Origin of the sequence: Romboutsia faecis (assembly GCF_014323405.1) — a bacterium.
Taxonomy (GTDB): Bacteria; Bacillota; Clostridia; order Peptostreptococcales; family Peptostreptococcaceae; genus Romboutsia_E; species Romboutsia_E faecis.
In genome coordinates this window covers 393,447-413,695 of record NZ_JACRWE010000004.1, presented here as the reverse complement: position 1 = coordinate 413,695, position 20,249 = coordinate 393,447, and the positions used below count along the sequence as shown (strand labels likewise).

18 protein-coding genes are annotated in these 20,249 nt (G+C 29.2%); all 18 read right to left on the bottom strand.

Annotated features, from left to right (window positions below; all coding sequences use genetic code 11):
* Positions 1-2: 2 nt before the first annotated feature.
* The 18 genes from rbsA to H8923_RS10935 all read right to left on the bottom strand — a co-directional run bounded on the left by rbsA (position 3) and on the right by H8923_RS10935 (position 20,248).
* Entirely contained in the window at positions 3-1,493 is a 1,491-nt protein-coding gene (gene rbsA, locus H8923_RS11020) for a ribose ABC transporter ATP-binding protein RbsA (RefSeq protein WP_153924905.1), read from the bottom strand.
* Positions 1,494-1,889, bottom strand: coding sequence for a D-ribose pyranase (gene rbsD, locus H8923_RS11015; protein WP_153924903.1), 396 nt, complete (start codon positions 1,887-1,889; stop codon positions 1,494-1,496). It abuts the gene before it with no gap.
* 5 nt (positions 1,890-1,894) lie between these two features.
* Positions 1,895-2,803, bottom strand: coding sequence for a ribokinase (rbsK, locus tag H8923_RS11010; protein ID WP_187127915.1), 909 nt, complete (start codon positions 2,801-2,803; stop codon positions 1,895-1,897).
* A gap of 275 nt (positions 2,804-3,078) precedes the next feature.
* Complete coding sequence (locus H8923_RS11005) at positions 3,079-3,360, bottom strand: hypothetical protein (protein ID WP_153924900.1); 282 nt, start codon at positions 3,358-3,360, stop codon at positions 3,079-3,081.
* A 198-nt stretch (positions 3,361-3,558) separates the two neighbouring features.
* Positions 3,559-4,194 carry an HAD family hydrolase gene (locus H8923_RS11000; protein ID WP_153924897.1) on the bottom strand — a complete coding sequence of 212 codons (636 nt, stop codon included), beginning with the start codon at positions 4,192-4,194 and terminating at the stop codon, positions 3,559-3,561.
* Positions 4,195-4,251: 57 nt separating this feature from the next.
* Positions 4,252-4,692: a YaiI/YqxD family protein gene (locus H8923_RS10995; RefSeq protein WP_153924894.1), complete on the bottom strand. Its 441-nt coding sequence runs from the start codon at positions 4,690-4,692 to the stop codon at positions 4,252-4,254.
* A gap of 137 nt (positions 4,693-4,829) precedes the next feature.
* On the bottom strand, positions 4,830-5,531 hold the full coding sequence (locus tag H8923_RS10990) for a DUF6198 family protein (RefSeq protein WP_153924891.1): 702 nt from the start codon (positions 5,529-5,531) through the stop codon (positions 4,830-4,832).
* 147 nt (positions 5,532-5,678) lie between these two features.
* Entirely contained in the window at positions 5,679-6,992 is a 1,314-nt protein-coding gene (locus H8923_RS10985; RefSeq protein ID WP_153924888.1) for a TRAP transporter large permease, read from the bottom strand.
* Positions 6,993-7,014: 22 nt separating this feature from the next.
* Entirely contained in the window at positions 7,015-7,524 is a 510-nt protein-coding gene (locus H8923_RS10980) for a TRAP transporter small permease (protein ID WP_153924880.1), read from the bottom strand.
* Positions 7,525-7,562: 38 nt separating this feature from the next.
* Positions 7,563-8,609 carry a TRAP transporter substrate-binding protein gene (locus tag H8923_RS10975; protein ID WP_153924876.1) on the bottom strand — a complete coding sequence of 349 codons (1,047 nt, stop codon included), beginning with the start codon at positions 8,607-8,609 and terminating at the stop codon, positions 7,563-7,565.
* A gap of 189 nt (positions 8,610-8,798) precedes the next feature.
* A complete protein-coding gene (gene uxaC / locus H8923_RS10970) occupies positions 8,799-10,223 on the bottom strand; it encodes a glucuronate isomerase (protein ID WP_153924873.1) in 1,425 nt (474 codons plus the stop codon).
* 18 nt (positions 10,224-10,241) lie between these two features.
* On the bottom strand, positions 10,242-11,729 hold the full coding sequence (locus H8923_RS10965) for a UxaA family hydrolase (protein WP_153924870.1): 1,488 nt from the start codon (positions 11,727-11,729) through the stop codon (positions 10,242-10,244).
* Positions 11,713-13,206, bottom strand: a complete 1,494-nt coding sequence (locus H8923_RS10960; protein ID WP_153924866.1) for a tagaturonate reductase — start codon at positions 13,204-13,206, stop codon at positions 11,713-11,715. The genes H8923_RS10965 and H8923_RS10960 overlap by 17 nt, the downstream gene beginning before the upstream one ends.
* A 32-nt stretch (positions 13,207-13,238) precedes the next feature.
* Positions 13,239-14,270, bottom strand: a complete 1,032-nt coding sequence (locus tag H8923_RS10955; RefSeq protein ID WP_153924863.1) for a sugar kinase — start codon at positions 14,268-14,270, stop codon at positions 13,239-13,241.
* A complete protein-coding gene (locus tag H8923_RS10950) occupies positions 14,251-14,862 on the bottom strand; it encodes a bifunctional 4-hydroxy-2-oxoglutarate aldolase/2-dehydro-3-deoxy-phosphogluconate aldolase (RefSeq protein ID WP_153924860.1) in 612 nt (203 codons plus the stop codon). Before H8923_RS10950 ends, H8923_RS10955 begins: the two co-directional genes overlap by 20 nt.
* Before the next feature lie 371 nt (positions 14,863-15,233).
* Positions 15,234-15,920 (bottom strand): GntR family transcriptional regulator, encoded by a 687-nt coding sequence (locus H8923_RS10945; RefSeq protein WP_153924857.1) that lies wholly within the window; start codon positions 15,918-15,920, stop codon positions 15,234-15,236.
* Positions 15,921-16,143: 223 nt separating this feature from the next.
* Positions 16,144-18,000 carry an ABC transporter ATP-binding protein gene (locus tag H8923_RS10940; RefSeq protein WP_153924854.1) on the bottom strand — a complete coding sequence of 619 codons (1,857 nt, stop codon included), beginning with the start codon at positions 17,998-18,000 and terminating at the stop codon, positions 16,144-16,146.
* On the bottom strand, positions 17,993-20,248 hold the full coding sequence (locus H8923_RS10935; protein ID WP_153924851.1) for an ABC transporter ATP-binding protein: 2,256 nt from the start codon (positions 20,246-20,248) through the stop codon (positions 17,993-17,995). The genes H8923_RS10940 and H8923_RS10935 overlap by 8 nt, the downstream gene beginning before the upstream one ends.
* Position 20,249: the final 1 nt, after the last annotated feature.

Below are 20,249 nucleotides of genomic sequence, written 5' to 3'. Positions count from 1 at the left end.
TTTTATGCCTCCTTAGCTTCAACCGCGCATTTTAATATTGCTTCTTGTGTTGCAGATTCTATATCAAATTCTCCTGTTATTCTACCTTGACTTAAAACTAAGATTCTATCACTTAATCCTAAAATTTCCGGCATTTCAGAAGATATCATTATTACTGCTTTACCTTGACTCTTAAATTCGTTTATAAGGTCATATATTTCTTTTTTGGCTCCAACGTCTACTCCACGAGTAGGCTCATCAAGTATAAGAACATCAGGGTGAGTCATAAGAGCTTTAGCTATAGCTATTTTTTGCTGATTACCACCACTTAAATTTCTTATTAACTGTTCTTCACTTGGAGTTTTTATTCTCATTCTACCTATATAGTCTTGAACTCTAGCAAGTTCCTTTTTCTTATCAATTCTGAAGAATGAAGACATTCTATTTAAAGAAGATATAGCCATATTTTCTCTTACTGATAAGTCTAATATTAATCCATCCCCTTTTCTATCTTCTGAAACATATGCTATTCTATTCTTTAAACCATCTTTAGCAGATTTATTATCTATTTCTCTATTTTTTATATATACTTTTCCACTTGTCTTTTTGAAGTGTCCGTATATAGTTTTAGCTAACTCTGTTCTTCCAGCTCCCATTAAACCTGATATACCTAAGATTTCCCCAGCCTTAACCTCGAAAGATACATTATCTACATATTCATTACATAGATTTTCTACCTTAAGCACTGTATCTCCTTTTTCAGTTTCTAATCTTGGGAATTGATCTGTAAGCTTTCTACCTACCATCATCTCTATCATTTTATCTTCGTCTAAATTGCATAAATCTTCAGTTCCAACAAATTTTCCATCTCTTAAAACTGTTATATAGTCACATATTTCAAATATTTCTTTAAGTCTATGCGATATATAAACTAATGCTTTACCTTCATTTTTCAACTCATTTATTACATTAAATAAACTTTCTGTTTCTTTATCTGTAAGAGCATCAGTTGGTTCGTCCATTATTATTATTTGTGCATCTAAAGATAATGCCTTAGCTATTTCTACCATTTGTTGCTGAGCTATACTCAAATTTCCTACTAATTCTCTTGCACTTGTTTCTACATTTAACTTTTTAAGTAATGCATCTGCATCACTGTAAAGCTTTTTAAAGTCAATAGTAAATCCTTTCTTTGGCTCACGACCTAAAAATATATTTTCACCTATACTTAGGTCTGGTAATAAGTTAAGCTCTTGGTGTATTATTGCTATTCCTTTTTCTCCAGCATCTTTAGGACCTTTTATATCAGTCTCTTCACCTTTATAGAATATTTGTCCACCATCTTTTTTATATACACCACTTAATATTTTCATAAGTGTTGATTTACCTGCTCCATTTTCACCCATTAGGGCCATTACTTTACCTTCGTAAAGTTCTAAGTTTACCCCATCTAACGCTTTAACTCCAGGGAATTCTTTAACTATGTCTTTCATTTGTAAAATAGGGTTTTTCATTTAAAATACAACTCCTGATTTTAATATTATGTTTGCGTAAGGACTACATTCACCAGTTCTTACTACTGCCTTACTTTCCTTAGTCATTTTTTTGAAATCTTCATGACTAATCATTGTTACTTTTATATTTTCAAATCGCTTTAATATTTCATTATATATATTAGTATTTTTTTCTACTATTTCCTCAGCAATAACTATCTCTTCCACACATAATTCTTCTAAAACTGTATCTAAAGTCTCTAAAAAAGAAGGTACTCCATATTTTAATGCTAAGTCTATTCTTTTTACACCATCTGGTATAGGTAATCCACAATCTCCTATTGTTAAACTATCTGTATGTCCCATTTTAGATATTGTATATGATACTTCACTATTTATAAGTTGTGTTTTTCTCATTCTACCTACCCCCTAAAGTTTTCTACATCATTTAATGTTGGTAATGAACTTTGTGCTCCTTCTTTTTGAACACTTAAAGCACCAACTTTTGAAGCAAAGTCCATAGCTTCTTCTACATTTTTATTATTAGCAAATGCAACAGCTAATGCTCCTGTATAGCTATCTCCTGCTGCAGTTGTATCTACTGCATTAACCTTGTATGCTTTTTTAAACATAGATTTTTCTTTATTTATATATAGGCTTCCTTTAGAACCTAAAGTTACTATAAGTTCTTTTACACCTTTATCTATCATTACCTGAGCAGCTTTTTGAATATCATCTTCAGTTTCTATTTCTACTCCACTTAAAATTTCTAATTCAGTTTCATTAGGAGTCAATAAATCTACATTTACAATTATGTCATCTTCTAATTTAACTGCTGGAGCTGGATTTAATATGGTATATTTTCCAAGCTCTTTAGATCTTTTTAGTGCATATTTTATTGTTTCTAATGGTGTTTCAAGTTGAAGTACAACTATATCACTATTTTCTATTCCCTCTATATTTGAATCTATATATTCATTATCTACTTTATAATTTGCTCCAGGTGCAACTACTATAGAGTTCTCCGCATTCTTATCTACAGTTATCATTGCAACACCTGTTGCTATATCTTCTTTATCTATATATTTAGTGTTTACATTGTCATCTTTTAAGGCATTTAATAAAGTTTCTCCAAATCCGTCTTTTCCAACTTTACCTATCATATTCACATTTCCACCAAGTCTTGCCATAGCAACAGCTTGATTAGCTCCTTTTCCACCTGGAACTTCTTTAAAATCTCCGCCTATTACTGTTTGACCACCCTTAGGTCTGTTATCTACCTTTACTACTAAGTCCATGTTTAGACTTCCTATGACACATATATTTTTCACAGTATTCCTCCTGTTAATTGTTTTATTTATATTAACAAATAGTATGTTTTTTTACTTTCTTCATTTAGAGTATCATATTAATATCATTAGTGCAACACATTTCTATCTTTTAACCTTTATATAGACAAATTTTTATATTTTTAAAATATTCTATATAATTTAAAAATATTTCTTTATTTATTTAAATATGGATAAAATGGATAATAAAAAGCTAAAGCCTTAATTTATATAGATAAACTAAGTCTTTAGCTTTTTTATAATTATTACATACTATATTATATATGCCTTATAATAAATTGCATAATTTCTGATACTTCAAATTCAATTAAACTAAACAATTTATATATGACATGACTTTTAGGACCATTTTCATCCTCTTCTTCTTCTATCCAAGTTCTTATAATAACTTTATCATTATCATCGTATTCTACATTTAGCGGTGGTGTATCAAACTCTTTTATATTAATGGTAAATATATGAGTTTTATTTTTTATATCCTCATCACAAGTTCCTAAATATGTTACTTTCAGTTTTTGATTTTCAAATAAAGCTTCCATATTATATCCTCCTATATCTTATACTTATATCATTTCCATAAAATTTAATATTTATATTTCTTTTTCACTATAATTTAATTTATATGAATATTGAACTCTTGTGTAAAGTACTAAGAATAAAATATGGTAACCAAAAATCATTATACGATAAATAAAAAACTCTGCTATAGATAATTCAACCTATATCAGAGTTTTTATTTATAAACTTAGTAATTCTTCAAACTTATCAATTACATGATTATATTCTTCTGTATTACCAAATCCATATCGAGCATATATAAAAGGTATTCCAGCTTTTTTAGCTGCATCACAATCCATTTGTGTATCTCCTACATAAACAGGATGCCTTAAATTATTTCTTTCAATTACAATTTTTATATTCTCTGCCTTTGATAAATTTGTTCTACCTGGACATTCAAAATCTACAAAATACTTGTCAAGATTATAAAACTTCATAAATGTTTCTATATATCCATCTTGGCAATTGCTAACTATAAATAACTTATACTTTTTAGATAGAACTTTCAATGTATCTTCTAGCTTATCATATAAATTTGCTCCATGTTCCATTAAATACTGATTTTCAAATTCACCACATTCTCTCAATAGAATATCTCTCTTCTTCTTATCCATATTTGGGAACATTTTCTCTCCAATCACTTCTAATTCAAGCCCCATATATCCCTTTAATTCCTCTGTGGTAACTTCCTTTTTATCGTTGTCATATTTACTTATTATAGTACTCCATGAAGAAGCAATCTCTTTCGTCGAATCCCATAGAGTACCATCTAAATCAAATATCATACTATCAATATCTTTTAAACTATTCTGCATACCCCTATTCTCCTTCTAATCCAATGATTTCACTATATATTATAACTTAATTTCTAATTAACATCCTATTTCCTCAAATAATTTAATTAATGATTCTTCAAACCTAATATTATCATCTTTGGTTCTTTTCTTTGGACCTTTAGTTCTGCCTCCACCTTGTCTTACTTTTTTAGATATATGTCTTGTGAATAATAATTGATCAATATTTTCATTATTATATACTAGTCCATTTTGATTTATAGCATGTCCTCCCTTTGAGAGCACCATGGCAGCTAATCCATAATCTTGTGTCACTACAATATCTCCTCTATTTACCTTATTAACAATAATAAAGTCAGCTGAATCATTACCTTTAGAAACAACAATTTTTTCTACTTTGTATTTCGAAAAATCATGTGATGTATCACATATAATAATAGCTTCTTTATTGAATTTTCTAGCAACATTTATGCTAATATCAATTACAGGACATCCATCTCCATCTATTAATAGCTTCATATTTTCTCCTTATTATTTTCATTCTATATTAATTATATATCAAATAACTTTATTATATATAATAAGTGCGTATATTATAAGTAACTTTATAACATTAAAGCTACTTATAATATACGCACTCTTTAATTTTTCATTTACTAATTTATTTCTTCAGCTATATTATCTTCATTAATTTCTTTATTGCTTTTCTTACTAAGCATCGGTTTAAAATAAAAATGTTCATCTACAAAAGAATTCACAAAAGAAACAACCTTTCCAGTTATTAATGCACATATAACAGTTCCAATACCTATTCCTTCAAATCCTTTTAAAAAAACTACTGAAAATATTATCGTTGTTGCCAAGCAAGATAAATCAAACACAGTTTTTACCTTCTTATAATTTATATCGAATTCTTCAGTTAAGTCTCTTGTAAAGGTATCTATTGGCAAAACTGGAGTTTTGCATTTTAATAATAATGACATTCCAACTGAAAGCATTGAAAAACTTATAAGGAAATATATTATATTATATATTATATTATTAGGTAGCTTTTGCATAATAAATATATTACAAAAATCTATCATATTGCCAAATACTATTGCAAGAAAAAATGATACAATGTAGCCAACTTTAAATTTCTTTGTTATTAAGACTAATATAAATATCAATGCGCATTGAAATATATAATTCCAACTCCCATAAGTAATCTTATCAAATACCAAGCTCAACGTATATGGTACAGATGATATAGATGATATTCCAAAACCACTCTTAACCATAAGCGTATTAGCAAAACTATTAATAATTAAACCCATAAGCAGCGCTAATTCCCCAATAAATAATTTTTTATTTTTCATAATTCCCCTCACTTTATTTTTAATTATCTTTTAATTTTAGTAAATTTTATTTTTACTTTAAATTATGATTAAATACACTTTTCATATAGAAACGGTGAACTCTACTTTAATTTGAGTTCACCGTTCTCATAAAATATAATAAAAAAACTATTCTATCATTCCCATAACTTTAGGAAGGAATAGACTTATTTGTGGTACAAATGTTACTAACATCAAAACAACAAATATTGATACATAGAATGGTAATATATTTTTTATTACCCCTTCGATTTTAGTTTTAGCTACTCTACATCCAACAAATAGAGTATTTCCAACTGGTGGTGTTATTGTACCTATACATAAGTTAAATACTAACATTATACCGAATTGTATTGTATCCATACCTAAGTTTTGAGCTATAGGTAAAAATATTGGCGTAAATATTAATATAGCTGGAGTTAAATCCATAAAAGTACCTACTATTAATAATAATATATTCATAATTAATAGTATTACAATAGGATTGTTAGATACTCCTAATATTAATTCTGTTATATATGTAGGAACATTAGTAAATGCTAATACCCATGACATTATAGATGAAACTCCTATCAGGAATACTATCATAGCTGTCATATTTATAGATTCTAATAATATTCTTGGTAAATCTTTTATCTTTATAGACTTATATAAGAACATTGCTAATAATAAAGAATATACAACTGCTATAGCTGCACCTTCTGTAGCTGTAAATATTCCCCCTATTATACCACCTATTATTATTACTATTAGCGATAAGCTTGGTAATGCATCTAAAAATACTTTTAAGCCTTGTGCAAATGTTATTTTTTCATTATTAGTTTTATATCCTTGCTTCTTAGCTATAAAGAATGCAACGACCATAACCCCTAATCCCCATAATATACCTGGGATATACCCAGCCATAAATAATGCAGCAACCGATGTCCCTCCACTAACTAGCGAATATATTATTAATGAGTTACTCGGAGGTATTAATAAACCTGTAGGCGCAGATGCTATATTAACTGCCGCACTATAATCAGTATTATATCCAGCTTCTTCTTGAAGAGGTGCCATTGTACCACCTATAGCCGCAGCAGCTGCAGTTCCTGATCCACTTATAGATCCAAATAACATATTTCCTACAACGTTTGTATGTGCAAGAGATCCTGGTAATTTTCCAGATAGTAATGTTGCAAAATTAACTAATCTTATTGCTATACCACCATTATTCATTATTATACCTGCTAATACGAAAAATGGTATTGCTAATAATGAAAATGAGTTAATTCCTGTGAATATACGTTGAGATGCTGTAAAAACAGCATTTTCCCAAGGCAATGCTGATAATATTGATACAACTGAAGATATTCCTATTGTAACTGATATCGGTATTCCTATTAACAATAATACTGGAAATACCGCTAATAAAGTTAATCCTGTTTGTAATGCTAATTCCATTGGCTTTCCTCCCCTAATTTAATTACGCCGTTTTAGTATTTTTATTTTTTGTTTCCTTGCTACTTGCCAACTCTTTAACAATATCAGATATATTTAAAACGTTGTATACTATTGTTACAACTCCTGATAAAGGTAAAGCAAGGTAAATATACCCCATAGGTATTTGTAATGATGAAGATGATTGTCCCATTGATAACTGCGACATCTTAAACCCTCCAAATACTAATACTAATGCTGCGAATAGTATGACTACTAATTCTGAGAATAACTTTACTTTAGTTTGATTTCTTTCGCTAAGCTTATCTACTAAAAACGACATACGCATATGCTCTTGTTTTCCAAATACATATGCTGCACCTAATAATCCCATCCAAACAAAGCATATTAATACTAGCTCTTCTGTTACAGTACTAGGCTTATTAAATATATATCTAGATGCAACCTGCCATGTTGCAAATATTGTCATTAGTGCTAATAATAAACAGCATACAACTTCTAATACTTTATCTAAACCTTTTCTAATAGCTTCCATTTATTTTCTCCTTTAATAATATACTTTAACAATATTTATTATTCTTTATCAGTATTAGCATTTCTAGCTAATATTTCATCACCCTTTGCACGAATCTTATCATAAACAGCTTTCATATCTTTATCTTTTGTATATTCAGCATGTAAGTCTTTCATCTTATCTTGGAATGGTTTTATATCTGGGTAGTAGAATTGAACTCCCATCTCTTCTGCTTTAGCTTTAGCCTCTGCTGCTGCATCTTCCCAAAGTTCTACTTCGAATTTATTTGCATAATCAGCAGCTTCCATTACAATTTGTGCTTCTTCTTCTGTTAACTTGTCATCTAATAAAGAAGTACTTGCAATTAATATATCTGGTAACATAGCATGCATGTTATAAGAATAATGTTTAGCAACTTCTCCATGCTTGTTATTTATTAGTGCTAACTCATTATTTTCAGCTCCATCAATTACATTTTGTTGTAACCCTGTATAAACTTCCCCAAATGACATTGGAGTTGGAGAAGCTCCTAATGCTTGAAGCATTTTTACATTTGTAGGACTTGTTTGAACTCTTATTTTTAAACCTTTTAAATCATCAGGTTCCATTATAGGCTTTTTAGTTGTATATATATTTCTTACCCCAGCATCAAACCAAGTTAAACCTACAAACCCACTTTGTCTTGTTGACTCGTAAACAGTTCCCATAATATCTTCATCATTCATTACTTCGTGATAATGTTCTGTACTATCCATTATATAAGGTAAATTTAGTACAGTATAACTACTGTTAAATGCCTCTAGTGTTCCAAGTCCCCCTATAACTAAATCTACCGCCCCTGTCTGAGCTAATTCAACAGCTTGTGCTGTAGCACCTAACAATTCATTCGGAAATATCTGAACATCTATATCCCCATTTGTTTTTTCTTCTACATACTTTTCAAATTCTAACATAGCTTTATGTTGAGGATGCTCCTCATTTTGACCATGTGCAACCCTTATAACTTTAACCTTTTTTTCTGCTCCATCGATTTTGCTACAACCTATAGCACTGAATCCAATAGTTGCCGCCAATAATAAAGTCGCAATACGTTTTCCTATCTTCATTAAATATCCACCCTTCTTTAATATATTTACTATCCCTTTTAAATCCTAGTATACTAGAATTCCATTTTATGTTAATAATATAACATATTTTTTTATAACTTTCAATTTTTTTATATTCTTTTTCCTAATTTTTCTATATATCCTGATTAATCCCCCGATTTTACATAAAATAAAACCAGGGGAACTTTATTAATTTCCTTTACAATATTTAAATGCATTATTATAACATATATTTTCTATTACCTTACCTAATATATCCATATCAGCTGGGTACTCTCCATTTTCAACTAATTCACCAACATAGTTACATAATATTCTTCTGAAATATTCATGTCTTGTATAAGATAAGAAACTACGAGAATCTGTAAGCATACCAACAAATTGACTTAATAATCCTAATTGAGATAATGCCATCATTTGTCTTTCCATTCCATCCTTTTGGTCATTAAACCACCATCCAGAACCGAATTGTATTTTCCCTGCTATACCTCCACCTTGGAAGTTACCAAGCATTGTTCCTAATACTTCATTATCCTTTGGATTTAAACAATATAATATAGTTTTAGGTAAATTATCTTCACCATCTAAAGTATCTAATAATCTAGATAAAGGCTGTGCCACTTCACCATCATCTATACTATCAAATCCAACATCTGGACCTAATTTTCTATACATTCTACTATTATTATTTCTTAATGCCCCTATATGTAACTGCATAACCATATTATGTTTAGCATATATTCTACCTAAGTTAACCATTGTTAAAGTAGAGTACTTTTCTATCTCTTCTTGAGTTAAATATTCTCCATTTATAGCTTTTATAAATATAGCATTTACTTCTTCTTCATTTGTATTTCTGAAATAAACTCTGTCCATAGCATGGTCAGTTATTGTACATCCATTTTCTACGAAAAATTCAATTCTTCTTTCTAAAACATTCATAAGCTCTGAATAGTCAGTTATTGTTCTATTTTCAGTAGCCCCTAATACTTTTATATAATCCGCAAATCCTTCATTTCCTATTTTTACTGCTTTATCAGGTCTTAATGTAGGTCTTACTTCACAATCAAAATTTTCATCTTTAGCTATTTTTATATGATGTTCTAAGTTATCAGCTGGATCATCAGTCGTTGCTATATACTTAACATTTGATTTCTTTATTATACTTCTAGCGCTAAAATCATCACTTTGGATAACTTCATTACATCTATTCCATATTTCTTCTGCATTCTTTTCACTTAATGTTTCTTCTACTCCAAAGTATGTCTTCAACTCTAAATGAGACCAGTGGTATATTGGATTTCCTATTAAATAAGGCATTGCTGTTGCAAAAGCTTTAAATTTTTCAAAATCACTTTTATTTCCAGTAATATACTCCTCATCTATTCCAAAACTTCTCATTGCTCTCCACTTATAGTGATCTCCGTATAACCATATTTCTGTAATGTTATTGTACTTTTTATCTTCAGCAATTTCACTTGGTATTAAGTGACAATGGAAGTCAAATATAGGCATATTTTTTGCATGTTCATGATATAAATATTTAGCTGTTTCATTTTGTAATAAGAAATCTTCATCCATAAACTTTTTAACTCTTGTAAGATCTTTTAACATATTTTATACCCCCTTTTATTATAAAGTTACACCATCTTTTAATATTGATATTTCTCTGTATCCATTCCTTTCATTTTGTGCTATATAATCTCCTGAAGCTGTATCAAGTATAAGATTAAAGAATGAATCATCTACAGATTGTGTATCTTTTGTTTCTATTAACTCTCCAGCATTAAAATCTATCCAATGTTTTTTCTTGTTATATAAATCTGTATTAGTAGATATTTTTAAAGTTGGAACTGAACCTCCAAAAGGTGTTCCTCTACCAGTTGTAAATAAAACCATATGAGCTCCAGCTGCTGCTAAAACGGTTACTGCAACTTGATCATTTCCAGGACCATAAAGCAGATTAAGCCCTGTTTTGACTGCTCTCTCACCATAACCAAGTACATCTGTTACTATAGCTTTTCCACCTTTTTGAACACACCCTAATGATTTCTCTTCTAGAGTTGTTATTCCACCCTTTTTATTTCCTGGAGATGGATTTTCATATATTACTTGATCATATCTTATAAAGTATTTTTTAAAATCATTTATTAAATCAACGCTTTTATCAAATACATCCTTGTTTACTGCTCTATCAAATAATATTGTCTCAGCCCCAAACATTTCTGGAACTTCAGTTTGTATAGATGTTCCACCTAAAGCAACTATTTCATCTGATAATCTTCCTAAAAGTGGATTTGCTGTAATACCAGAGAATGCATCTGATCCTCCACACTTAAGACCAATCTTTAATTTAGATATATGTACATCTTCTCTTTCGAATTTAGAAGCATATTCTACTAATTCTGATATTAACTTTTTTCCTTCTTCTATTTCATCTTCGACATCTTGTATATTTAAGAATTTAATTCTATTATGATTGATAGGTTCTAATATTTCTTTAAAACTTGCTAAAGTATTATTTTCACATCCAAGGCCTACTACTAGAACCCCTGCTGCATTTGGATGATTTACTAATCCCGAAAGTATTTTTCTTGTATTCTCTAAATCACTACCTAATTGAGAGCATCCATGTGGATGCTCAAAGTAATGAACACCATCAACTTTATCATTTATAAGATTGTTACCTTCTTTAACTAATAAAGCGCATGTTTTATTTATACATCCAACTGTATTTATAACCCATATTTCATTTCTAATTCCAACATCTCCATTTTCACGAACATATCCTTTAAAGAAAATGTCTTCATCCCTTTTAGGTTGATTTAAATCATTTTTGTTGAATTCATACTCTAATATACCATCTAATCCAGTACTCATATTATGAGAATGTATCCATTCTCCAATTTTTATATTTTCCTTAGCTTTCCCTATGCTATATCCATACTTTAATACATCATTTCCCTTAGATATTTCCTTTACTGCCACCTTGTGACCTTTTGGAGTATCTTGTAATAATGTTATATTTTTATCATCTAAGCTGATAGTGTCCCCTTTGACACCATCAGCTAATAGTACAACTACATCATCTTCTTTATTTATCTTAATGAACTGGCTCATATTCCTTCTCCATTGTTTGTAATTTTTCAGAGACAACTTCAACTATGTTTAAATAGATAGTTAAGTCTTCTCCCCAAAGTTTTGATTCACTTAATATATATCTTACATATTCCTCATTCTTTTCTTTGAACTTGGAATGTGCTTCACTCATAAATTCTAATACTTCTGGAGTATCGAATACTTTATACTCATTTCCATTAAAATCATGACCTATATATCCATTTTCTGTTTTTTCTATTTGATAAAATCTTAAAAGTCCTGCTAAACCTACCATCATATTTTCAGGCAATTTATTATTATCTTCTATGAAAGACTTCACTGTCGGCCATAATCTATTTTGGAACTTAGACACTGAATTCATAGATATTGATTCTAATTTATGTTTTATATGTGGATTTCTAAATCTTCCAAGTACAGTAGATGCAAATTCTTCTTTATTTCCTGTTCTATTTTTTAATGAAGGTAATATTTCTTTTTCTAATGTTTCATTTAAATATTCTTTCATTGTTTCATTTTCTACAACTTCATCAACTTGATTAAATCCTTTTAGTATACTTTGTGGTGTTATTAATGTATGAGATCCATTTAATATTCTAACTTTTAATAATTGAGTATCATGTAAAGATTCTAACCACTGTACATTAAGTCCAGTTGCATTTAGCGGTAATATCTTATCTAGTTCTTCACTTCCTTCTATAGCCCATAAAAAGTATGGTTCACACATAGACATTGCACCATCTTTATATCCTAATCTTTCAAAGTAAGCTTGTGAATCTTCTCTTGGGTAACCAGGAACTATTCTATCAACCAAGTTATTTAAGAATACACAATTCTCTTCAACCCAAGTCTTAAACTCTTCTGATGCTCTAAAATCTTCAGAATGTTTAGCTACAAACTCTTTTAACACTCTTCCATTTTCTGCAACTAGTTCACAAGGGAATATAAGAAGTTTTTTAGAAATGTTACCTAAAACTTCAAATCTATGCATTAAGAATGCAGTAAGCTTACCTGGGTATAAACCTTCTGTACATACATTTTCAAGTTCTACTTTTTTGTAAGCAAGTCCAGCTTCAGTAGTATTTGATATTACAACTTCTAAACTTTCTTGTTCTGCTATTTCCATAAAAGTATCCCATTCTGAATTATAATTAAATACTTTTGAAAATACAGATATTATATCTTGTTCAAATACCTCTGTATCGCCTTTAAATCCTCTTTGAATTACTGTATATAAATTATCTTGAGACTTTAGTGTATTTATTTTTCCATCATGGTTTAAAGGACAAGTTAATGCTATCGATCCATCATAGTTACCTGTTTTTATTGCTTGGTCTACCATCCAGTCAAAGAATGACATTAAGAAGTTTCCTTCTCCTATCTGCATTATTTTTATCGGACTGTTTAATACCTTTTCATGATGTATTCTTTGAGATTCAGTTAAGCAATCCATACTTAAATTTCTTATTTCATTACTCATATTAATTTATCTCCCTTTATATCTTAAAAATTTTACCTTTTTATATTTTGTAATCCTGATGTCATAAGTGTCTCAACATCATCTAAACAAACTAAGTTTATATCACCTTGAATACTATGTTTTAAAACACTCGCGCAAGTTGCAAACTCTACTACATCTTCACTATTTAAATTTCTTAACAACCCGTGTAATATACCAGCTGTATAAGAATCTCCTCCGCCAACTCTATCTAATATGTCAAAGGTATATAATTTTGATTTATTTAACTTTTCCCCATCGAATAAAAATCCTTGTAGTGAATTATTATTTACTGTGTTAACTTTTCTTTTTGTACATGAGGCATATTGTAAATTAGGATAATTATCAAATAACTTCTTGTATAATAAAGTTAAACAATCTTCAAATTCCAATCCTTCATCCACTTCATACTCTAATATATTTTTAAAATCTAATATACCTAAAAATACAATATCCACAAATGGAAGTATTTCAAGCATGAACTCTCTAGCTTCTTCTAAGCTCCATAACTTAGATCTGAAGTTTGAATCATAAGAAACAACTATATTTCTTTTCTTAGCTTCCTTTGCAATTTCTAAAGTTAAATCTTTTATCTCTTTACTTAATGCAGGATTTATACCTGACACATGAATTAACTTTACATCATTTAGCATTTCTTCTATATTAAATTCATTTCTTTTAGCTAACGATATAGCTGAATATTTTCTATCATATGTAACATCAGAATTTCTAAGTCCATTACCTTGTTCTAAGAAGTAAATCCCTAGTCTTCCTTCTCCCTTTATAATTTCCTTAGTATAAATTCCAAAAGAATTCAAATCTCTGATTACTTTTTCTCCTAATGTATTATCTGGTACCTTTGTAACAAATTTTGTATCATGTCCAAACATACTTAAACTACAGATAACATTTGCTTCTCCACCAGCATAAGTAGCATCAAAAGAATTTGCCTGTATTACTTTTTGAAAACATGGAGGTGTAAGTCTTAGCATAACTTCACCGAAACCTAAAACCTTTCCATCATTATTAACTTCTAATCTTTTCAATTTTATTTACAAACTCCTTAGCTAAATTTTCTATGTCTTTTAAGCTTCCTGCATTAAATAAAGAACTTCCTACCCCTACACAAGAAACCCCCATCTTAAACCATTCATCTATATTATCTATACTAACTCCACCTGTAGGCATTATTTCAACATGAGGAATTGGTGCTTTAACTGCTTTAACATACTTAGCTCCAAATACATCTCCTGGGAATAACTTAACCATTTTATTTCCTTTTTCTAACGCATACATTATTTCAGTTACAGTCATACATCCTGGTAAATATATAACTCCTAATTCTTTACATATATCACTTACTTCATCTGAAAATCCTGGACTAACTACATATTCAGCACCAGCTTCAATAGCGTCTTTCGCCATTTTACCATTAAGTACACTTCCTATACCTACTAAGGCATCTTCATAATTCTTTTTAACCTCTTTTATAAGCTCTACTACATTAGGTATTGTATAAGTTAGCTCTAAGGCTTTAATACCTCCATTCAAACATGCATTAACATACCCTAATGCTTCCTCATGGCCTTTTGCTCTAATAACTGCTACTATTCCTTCTTTTTTTAGTTTACTTAACATAGAACCTCCTGAATTATCTTGTATACCAGTTCGCTTCATGTAGAAATTCTCAGATTATATATTATCATTGAGTTTTAATCATAAATTATACTATTATACTAATGTATAATTATTTTCTATGAATCTTTTAACTAGTATTATAGTTTATTTTCCCACACAAGAAACCATTTTCTCTTTACCTCTTGTATACCAATATAATTCAATTATACAATACTTTTAAATTATTTCAATATTTTACTTATTATTTTATTAAAAAAATTTATTTTTATCAAACTTGTATACATCATTTATAAATAAACTATAATCTAAAAAAAGATGTGATCATAAACTAATCACATCTTTTTATAATATTTTTATGTATCATGCAATTTTTACTTAAAATATTTAGATATTTCTGCATCATGCTTTATTAGATAATCCCAGCTCTTCATTGAAAACTTCATATGTTTATCTATTAATTCTTCTACCTTACTTATATCTTTATTATTAATAACATTTAAAAATTCTCTATGCTGCTCCACTACAGATTTTTTAGAATCTTTTTTCTGAGTTAACAATCTCATTCTATTATAATGAGTACTTATATTTAGTATACTAGCCCATATATGTTTTTTATTAACCCCTGAAAATAATAATTCATGGAAACCAGTATCCAACTTGTGAAATTCAGTTTCTCCACCCTCCATATTAGCTATTATTTCTTGTGCAAATACGTTTTTTTCTAACTCTATCATTGTTTCACGCGGGAAGCTTTCACATGCTAATTTTAGTACTTTCTCTTCTACCGCAAATCTCATAAACAAAGCTTCATCTATTAAATCAATATCTATAAGAGATACATATGTCCCAGATTGAGGTTTTACTTCTATTAAATGTTCACTTTTCAATCTCATTATTACTTCTCTGATTGGAGTTCTTGATAAATTCAGTTTTTCTGCTAACTCAAGTTCACTTAATAGCTCACCCGGCTTTAACTCTAAAGACATTATATTTTCTTTTAAAACTCTATATGCATACTCTTTTCCTGTCTCTTTATCTTTTCTTTCATATAGTATCAATGTAACTCACCCCCTAAATATAATCATACTATATTTATCTAGAATTCTATAACTAGTATACTAAACATAAAAAATAAATCAAGTTTATACGTTATTATGTTAGAACTAATTTCTATAAGTAAAAGGCAGATAAAATTATTTTATCTGCCTTTGTTGTTATGTTTATTTATATTGTAAAGCTTATATTATTTTAATTTATATTCTCTAATTAATCAATATTAATTTACATAGCCTCATCTTTTTCAAATTGGGAGTTGTATAGATTTGCATAGAATCCATTTTGAGCTAGTAGCTTTTCATGATTACCAATTTCAATTATATCTCCCTCATTCATTACTAATATTAGATCAGCATTTTTTATAGTAGATAATCTATGTGCTATTATAAAGCTAGTTCTATTTTCCATAAGGTTATCCATAGCTTTTTGAATTAATATTTCTGTTCTTGTATCTACTGAGCTAGTTGCTTCATCTAAGATCAATATTTTAGGATCTGCAAGTATAGCACGAGCAATTGTAAGTAACTGCTTTTGCCCTTGTGACACGTTACTTGCTTCTTCATTTAACACCATATTATATCCATCTGGTAAAGTTTTTATAAAATGATGTACATGCGCAGCTTTTGCAGCTTCTATAACTTGTTCATCACTTGCATCTAATCTACCATATCTAATATTATCTTTAATACTTCCATTAAATAACCACGTATCTTGAAGAACCATACCAAATAATTCTCTCAATTCACTTCTATTAAAATCCTTTATATTATGATTGTCTATTAGTATCGCTCCAGAATTAACATCATAGAATCTCATTAAAAGTTTTACAATAGTTGTCTTTCCTGCTCCTGTAGGCCCTACTATAGCAATCTTTTGTCCTGGTTTTACATGCGCTGTAAAGTCTTTGATTATAATTTTATCTGGGTTATATCCAAACTTAACATGATCAAAGTCAATTTTACCTTCTATACCTTTTACACTAACAGCATTTTCTGCAATTTGGTCTTCTTCTTCTTCATCTAAGAATTCAAAAACTCTTTCTGCAGCTGCTGCAGTAGATTGTAGCAAGTTAGTAACTTGAGCTACTTGAGCTAGTGGTTGTGTAAAGTTTCTTACATACTGTATAAATGATTGTATATCTCCAACCTCAATCGTTTTTCTAATAGCTAGCCATCCACCTAATATCGCAACAACAACATAGCCTAGGTTACCTACAAACATCATAAGAGGTTGCATTATACCAGATAAAAATTGAGACTTCCATGCTGATTGATATAAAGTGTTATTTAATTTATCAAATTCATTTACAGCTTCTTCTTCTCCATTAAACACTTTTACTATATTATGGCCACCATATAATTCTTCAACTTGACCATTTACATGCCCTAAATATTCTTGTTGAGCTTTAAAGTATTTTTGTGATTTTTTTACTATTAATGATATTAATAGCATGGATATAGGTAGTATAAGTAAAGTTACTCCTGTCATAAGCCAGCTTATAGACAGCATCATTACAAGTACACCTATAATTGTAGTTACTGATGTTATTAACTGAGTCATACTTTGATTTAAACTCTGACTTAAAGTATCTATATCATTAGTAATCCTAGATAAAACTTCACCATGCGTTTTTGAGTCAAAGTATCTCATTGGTAATCTATTTATCTTCTCAGATAATTCATTTCTTAAGTTATATGCAATTTTTTGAGATATTCCACTCATTACAAATCCTTGTATAAATGAGAATATTGCACTTAATACATATAATCCAATTAACGCCATTAATATTTTTCCAATTGCATCAAAATCAATTCCAGCTCCTGTTGCTCCCGAAACTTTAGCAACTAAACCTTCAAATATTTTAGTTGTAGCTTTACCTAATATTTTAGGTCCTACAACTGAGAATGATACACTTCCAATTGCAAATATTATAACTAATATTATAGAGATTTTAAATTTACTTAAATAACCTAGTAAAGTTTTCATTGTTCCCTTAAAATCTTTAGCTTTTTCTCCTGCACCATTCATAGGACCATGCCCCATAGGGCCTCCCATTCTTTTTCGTTTTTGATTATTACTCATTAGCTAGCTCCTCCTTTGAAAGTTGTGATAAAGCTATTTGCTTGTAGACTTCACAATTATTTAAAAGCTCTTTATGAGTTCCTTTTCCTACCATTTTACCTTCATCAAGAACAATTATTTGCTCTGCATTTAAAATTGTGCTTATTCTCTGTGCGACAATCAATACAGTACTTTCTGATATCTCTTCCTTTAAAGATTTACGTAGTTTTGCATCAGTCTTAAAATCTAAGGCAGAAAAACTATCATCAAATATATAAATTTCTGGATCTTTGGCTATAGCTCTAGCAATAGAAAGTCTTTGCTTTTGACCTCCTGAAACATTAGTCCCACCTTGTGAAATTTCAGTTTCATATTTTTCTGGCTTAGATTCTATAAATTCTGTAGCTTGAGCTATTCTTGCTGCCTTATTTATATCTCCTTCTGTAGCTTCTTTTTTACCATATCTTAAATTTGAATCTATTGTTCCTGAGAATAATATACCTTTTTGAGGTACGTATCCTATTTTTTCTCTTAAATCATGTTGTGTAACATCTTTTATGTTTACGCCATCTACTAATATCTCACCTTTAGTAACATCAAAGAATCTAGGTATTAAGTTAATTAATGTTGACTTTCCACTACCAGTACTTCCTATAAATGCTGTTGTTTCTCCTGCATTGGCTGTAAATGAAATATCAGTTAATATATCCTCTTCTGCGTCTGGATATCTAAATGAAACATTCTTAAACTCAATAACTCCTTTTTTATCTTTTTTAAACTTAACTGGCTTTTCTGGATCTTTTATAGAAATATCTGTATTTAAAACTTTATCTATACGATCAAGAGATACTAATGCTCTTGGTAACATAACTGATACCATTGATATCATTAAGAATGACATTACTATTTGCATTGTATATTGTATAAATGCCATCATATCACCAACTTGCATTGTACCCGCATCTATGCTATGCGCTCCATTCCATACAATTAATACTGTGATAGCATTCATCACAAACATCATTGCTGGCATCATACATGACATTACTCTATTAACAAAAACATTGACCTTAGTTAAATCTTTATTTGCTTTTTCAAATCTCTGTTCTTCATATTTCTCAGTACTAAATGCTCTTATAACTGGAAGGCCTGTAAGAATCTCTCTACTTACTAAGTTAAGTCTATCAACCAGATTTTGTAATATTTTGAATCTAGGCATAACGACTATAAACATTATCATAACTAATACTAAAACAGATGCAACACCTACACCAATAATCCAAGTCATAGATGTATTAGTCTGTAATACTTTTAGTACACCACCTAAACCTAATATAGGTGCGTAGAATACGATTCTTAAAACCATTACCATCATCATTTGTATTTGTTGTATATCATTAGTACTACGAGTTATTAAAGATGCTGTAGAGAATTCAGTTATTTCTTTATTTGAAAATGACATAACTTTCTTAAATACAGAACTTCTTAAATCTTTACCTAAGGTAGCTGCAACTTTAGCTCCTAATAGTCCTACTAAAACTGATGCAAAAACACTTAATAGTGTTATTCCTAACATTTTTAAACCAGTCATTATGATATAGTTATTTTGCATCTTTTCTGTATTAATCCCTATTGTTTCATACTCACCTTTCACATAATTAACTGCACTTTGATCTACCATAGTTTCTGGTAAGTTTTTAAAGTTTTTATCTATTTCTTTTGTAATAGCAGTTAAATTTTCTTTGGGCATTGATGATAATAATTTAAATATATCAACATTTCCATTTTGTGTAGCTGAAGGTGGAAGATTTGCCATCATTTGTTTTTTAATAGCCTCAACTTCCGTACCACCATTTTCAATTCCAGATACTATTAATATTGGCTTACCTAATATACCACTTAATTCGTCTATCGTTTCCTTATTAGTAGTTTTTAATTTATAAAGGTCTTCTTTTTCTAAAGCTGGATATTCTTCTTTGTATTTATCGAATTCTTCTGATGAAATAGAATTCTTACTTAACAAATTATAATTTTCTAGTACTTTATCTTTATTTTCTGAACTAATAAATAATGTAATTTTATCTAGTTCGCTCTTTCTTATTACTTCGGGTACTGCATTTTCTACCCCACCTTGTTGTATACCAACATTTACTATACTTGATGTATAATCAGGTAGTGCAAGTTCACAAATTGCTTGACCTATCAATAATGCCACGATGAAAATAATTGATATGGTAGATTTTTTTAAATATTTTACTAACTTATTCATC

Bases quoted from the DNA above. Each gene is read 5' to 3' on its own strand.
- uxaC (WP_153924873.1), bottom strand. From the start codon at position 10,223: ATGTTAAAAGATCTTACAAGAGTTAAAAAGTTTATGGATGAAGATTTC.
- rbsA (WP_153924905.1), bottom strand. From the start codon at position 1,493: ATGAAAAACCCTATTTTACAAATGAAAGACATAGTTAAAGAATTCCCT.
- H8923_RS10995 (WP_153924894.1), bottom strand. From the start codon at position 4,692: ATGAAGCTATTAATAGATGGAGATGGATGTCCTGTAATTGATATTAGC.
- H8923_RS10980 (WP_153924880.1), bottom strand. From the start codon at position 7,524: ATGGAAGCTATTAGAAAAGGTTTAGATAAAGTATTAGAAGTTGTATGC.
- H8923_RS11000 (WP_153924897.1), bottom strand. From the start codon at position 4,194: ATGCAGAATAGTTTAAAAGATATTGATAGTATGATATTTGATTTAGAT.
- H8923_RS10940 (WP_153924854.1), bottom strand. From the start codon at position 18,000: ATGAGTAATAATCAAAAACGAAAAAGAATGGGAGGCCCTATGGGGCAT.
- H8923_RS10960 (WP_153924866.1), bottom strand. From the start codon at position 13,206: ATGAGTAATGAAATAAGAAATTTAAGTATGGATTGCTTAACTGAATCT.
- rbsD (WP_153924903.1), bottom strand. From the start codon at position 1,889: ATGAGAAAAACACAACTTATAAATAGTGAAGTATCATATACAATATCT.
- H8923_RS10965 (WP_153924870.1), bottom strand. From the start codon at position 11,729: ATGAGCCAGTTCATTAAGATAAATAAAGAAGATGATGTAGTTGTACTA.
- H8923_RS11005 (WP_153924900.1), bottom strand. From the start codon at position 3,360: ATGGAAGCTTTATTTGAAAATCAAAAACTGAAAGTAACATATTTAGGA.
- H8923_RS10990 (WP_153924891.1), bottom strand. From the start codon at position 5,531: ATGAAAAATAAAAAATTATTTATTGGGGAATTAGCGCTGCTTATGGGT.
- H8923_RS10985 (WP_153924888.1), bottom strand. From the start codon at position 6,992: ATGGAATTAGCATTACAAACAGGATTAACTTTATTAGCGGTATTTCCA.
- H8923_RS10950 (WP_153924860.1), bottom strand. From the start codon at position 14,862: ATGTTAAGTAAACTAAAAAAAGAAGGAATAGTAGCAGTTATTAGAGCA.
- H8923_RS10935 (WP_153924851.1), bottom strand. From the start codon at position 20,248: ATGAATAAGTTAGTAAAATATTTAAAAAAATCTACCATATCAATTATT.
- H8923_RS10975 (WP_153924876.1), bottom strand. From the start codon at position 8,609: ATGAAGATAGGAAAACGTATTGCGACTTTATTATTGGCGGCAACTATT.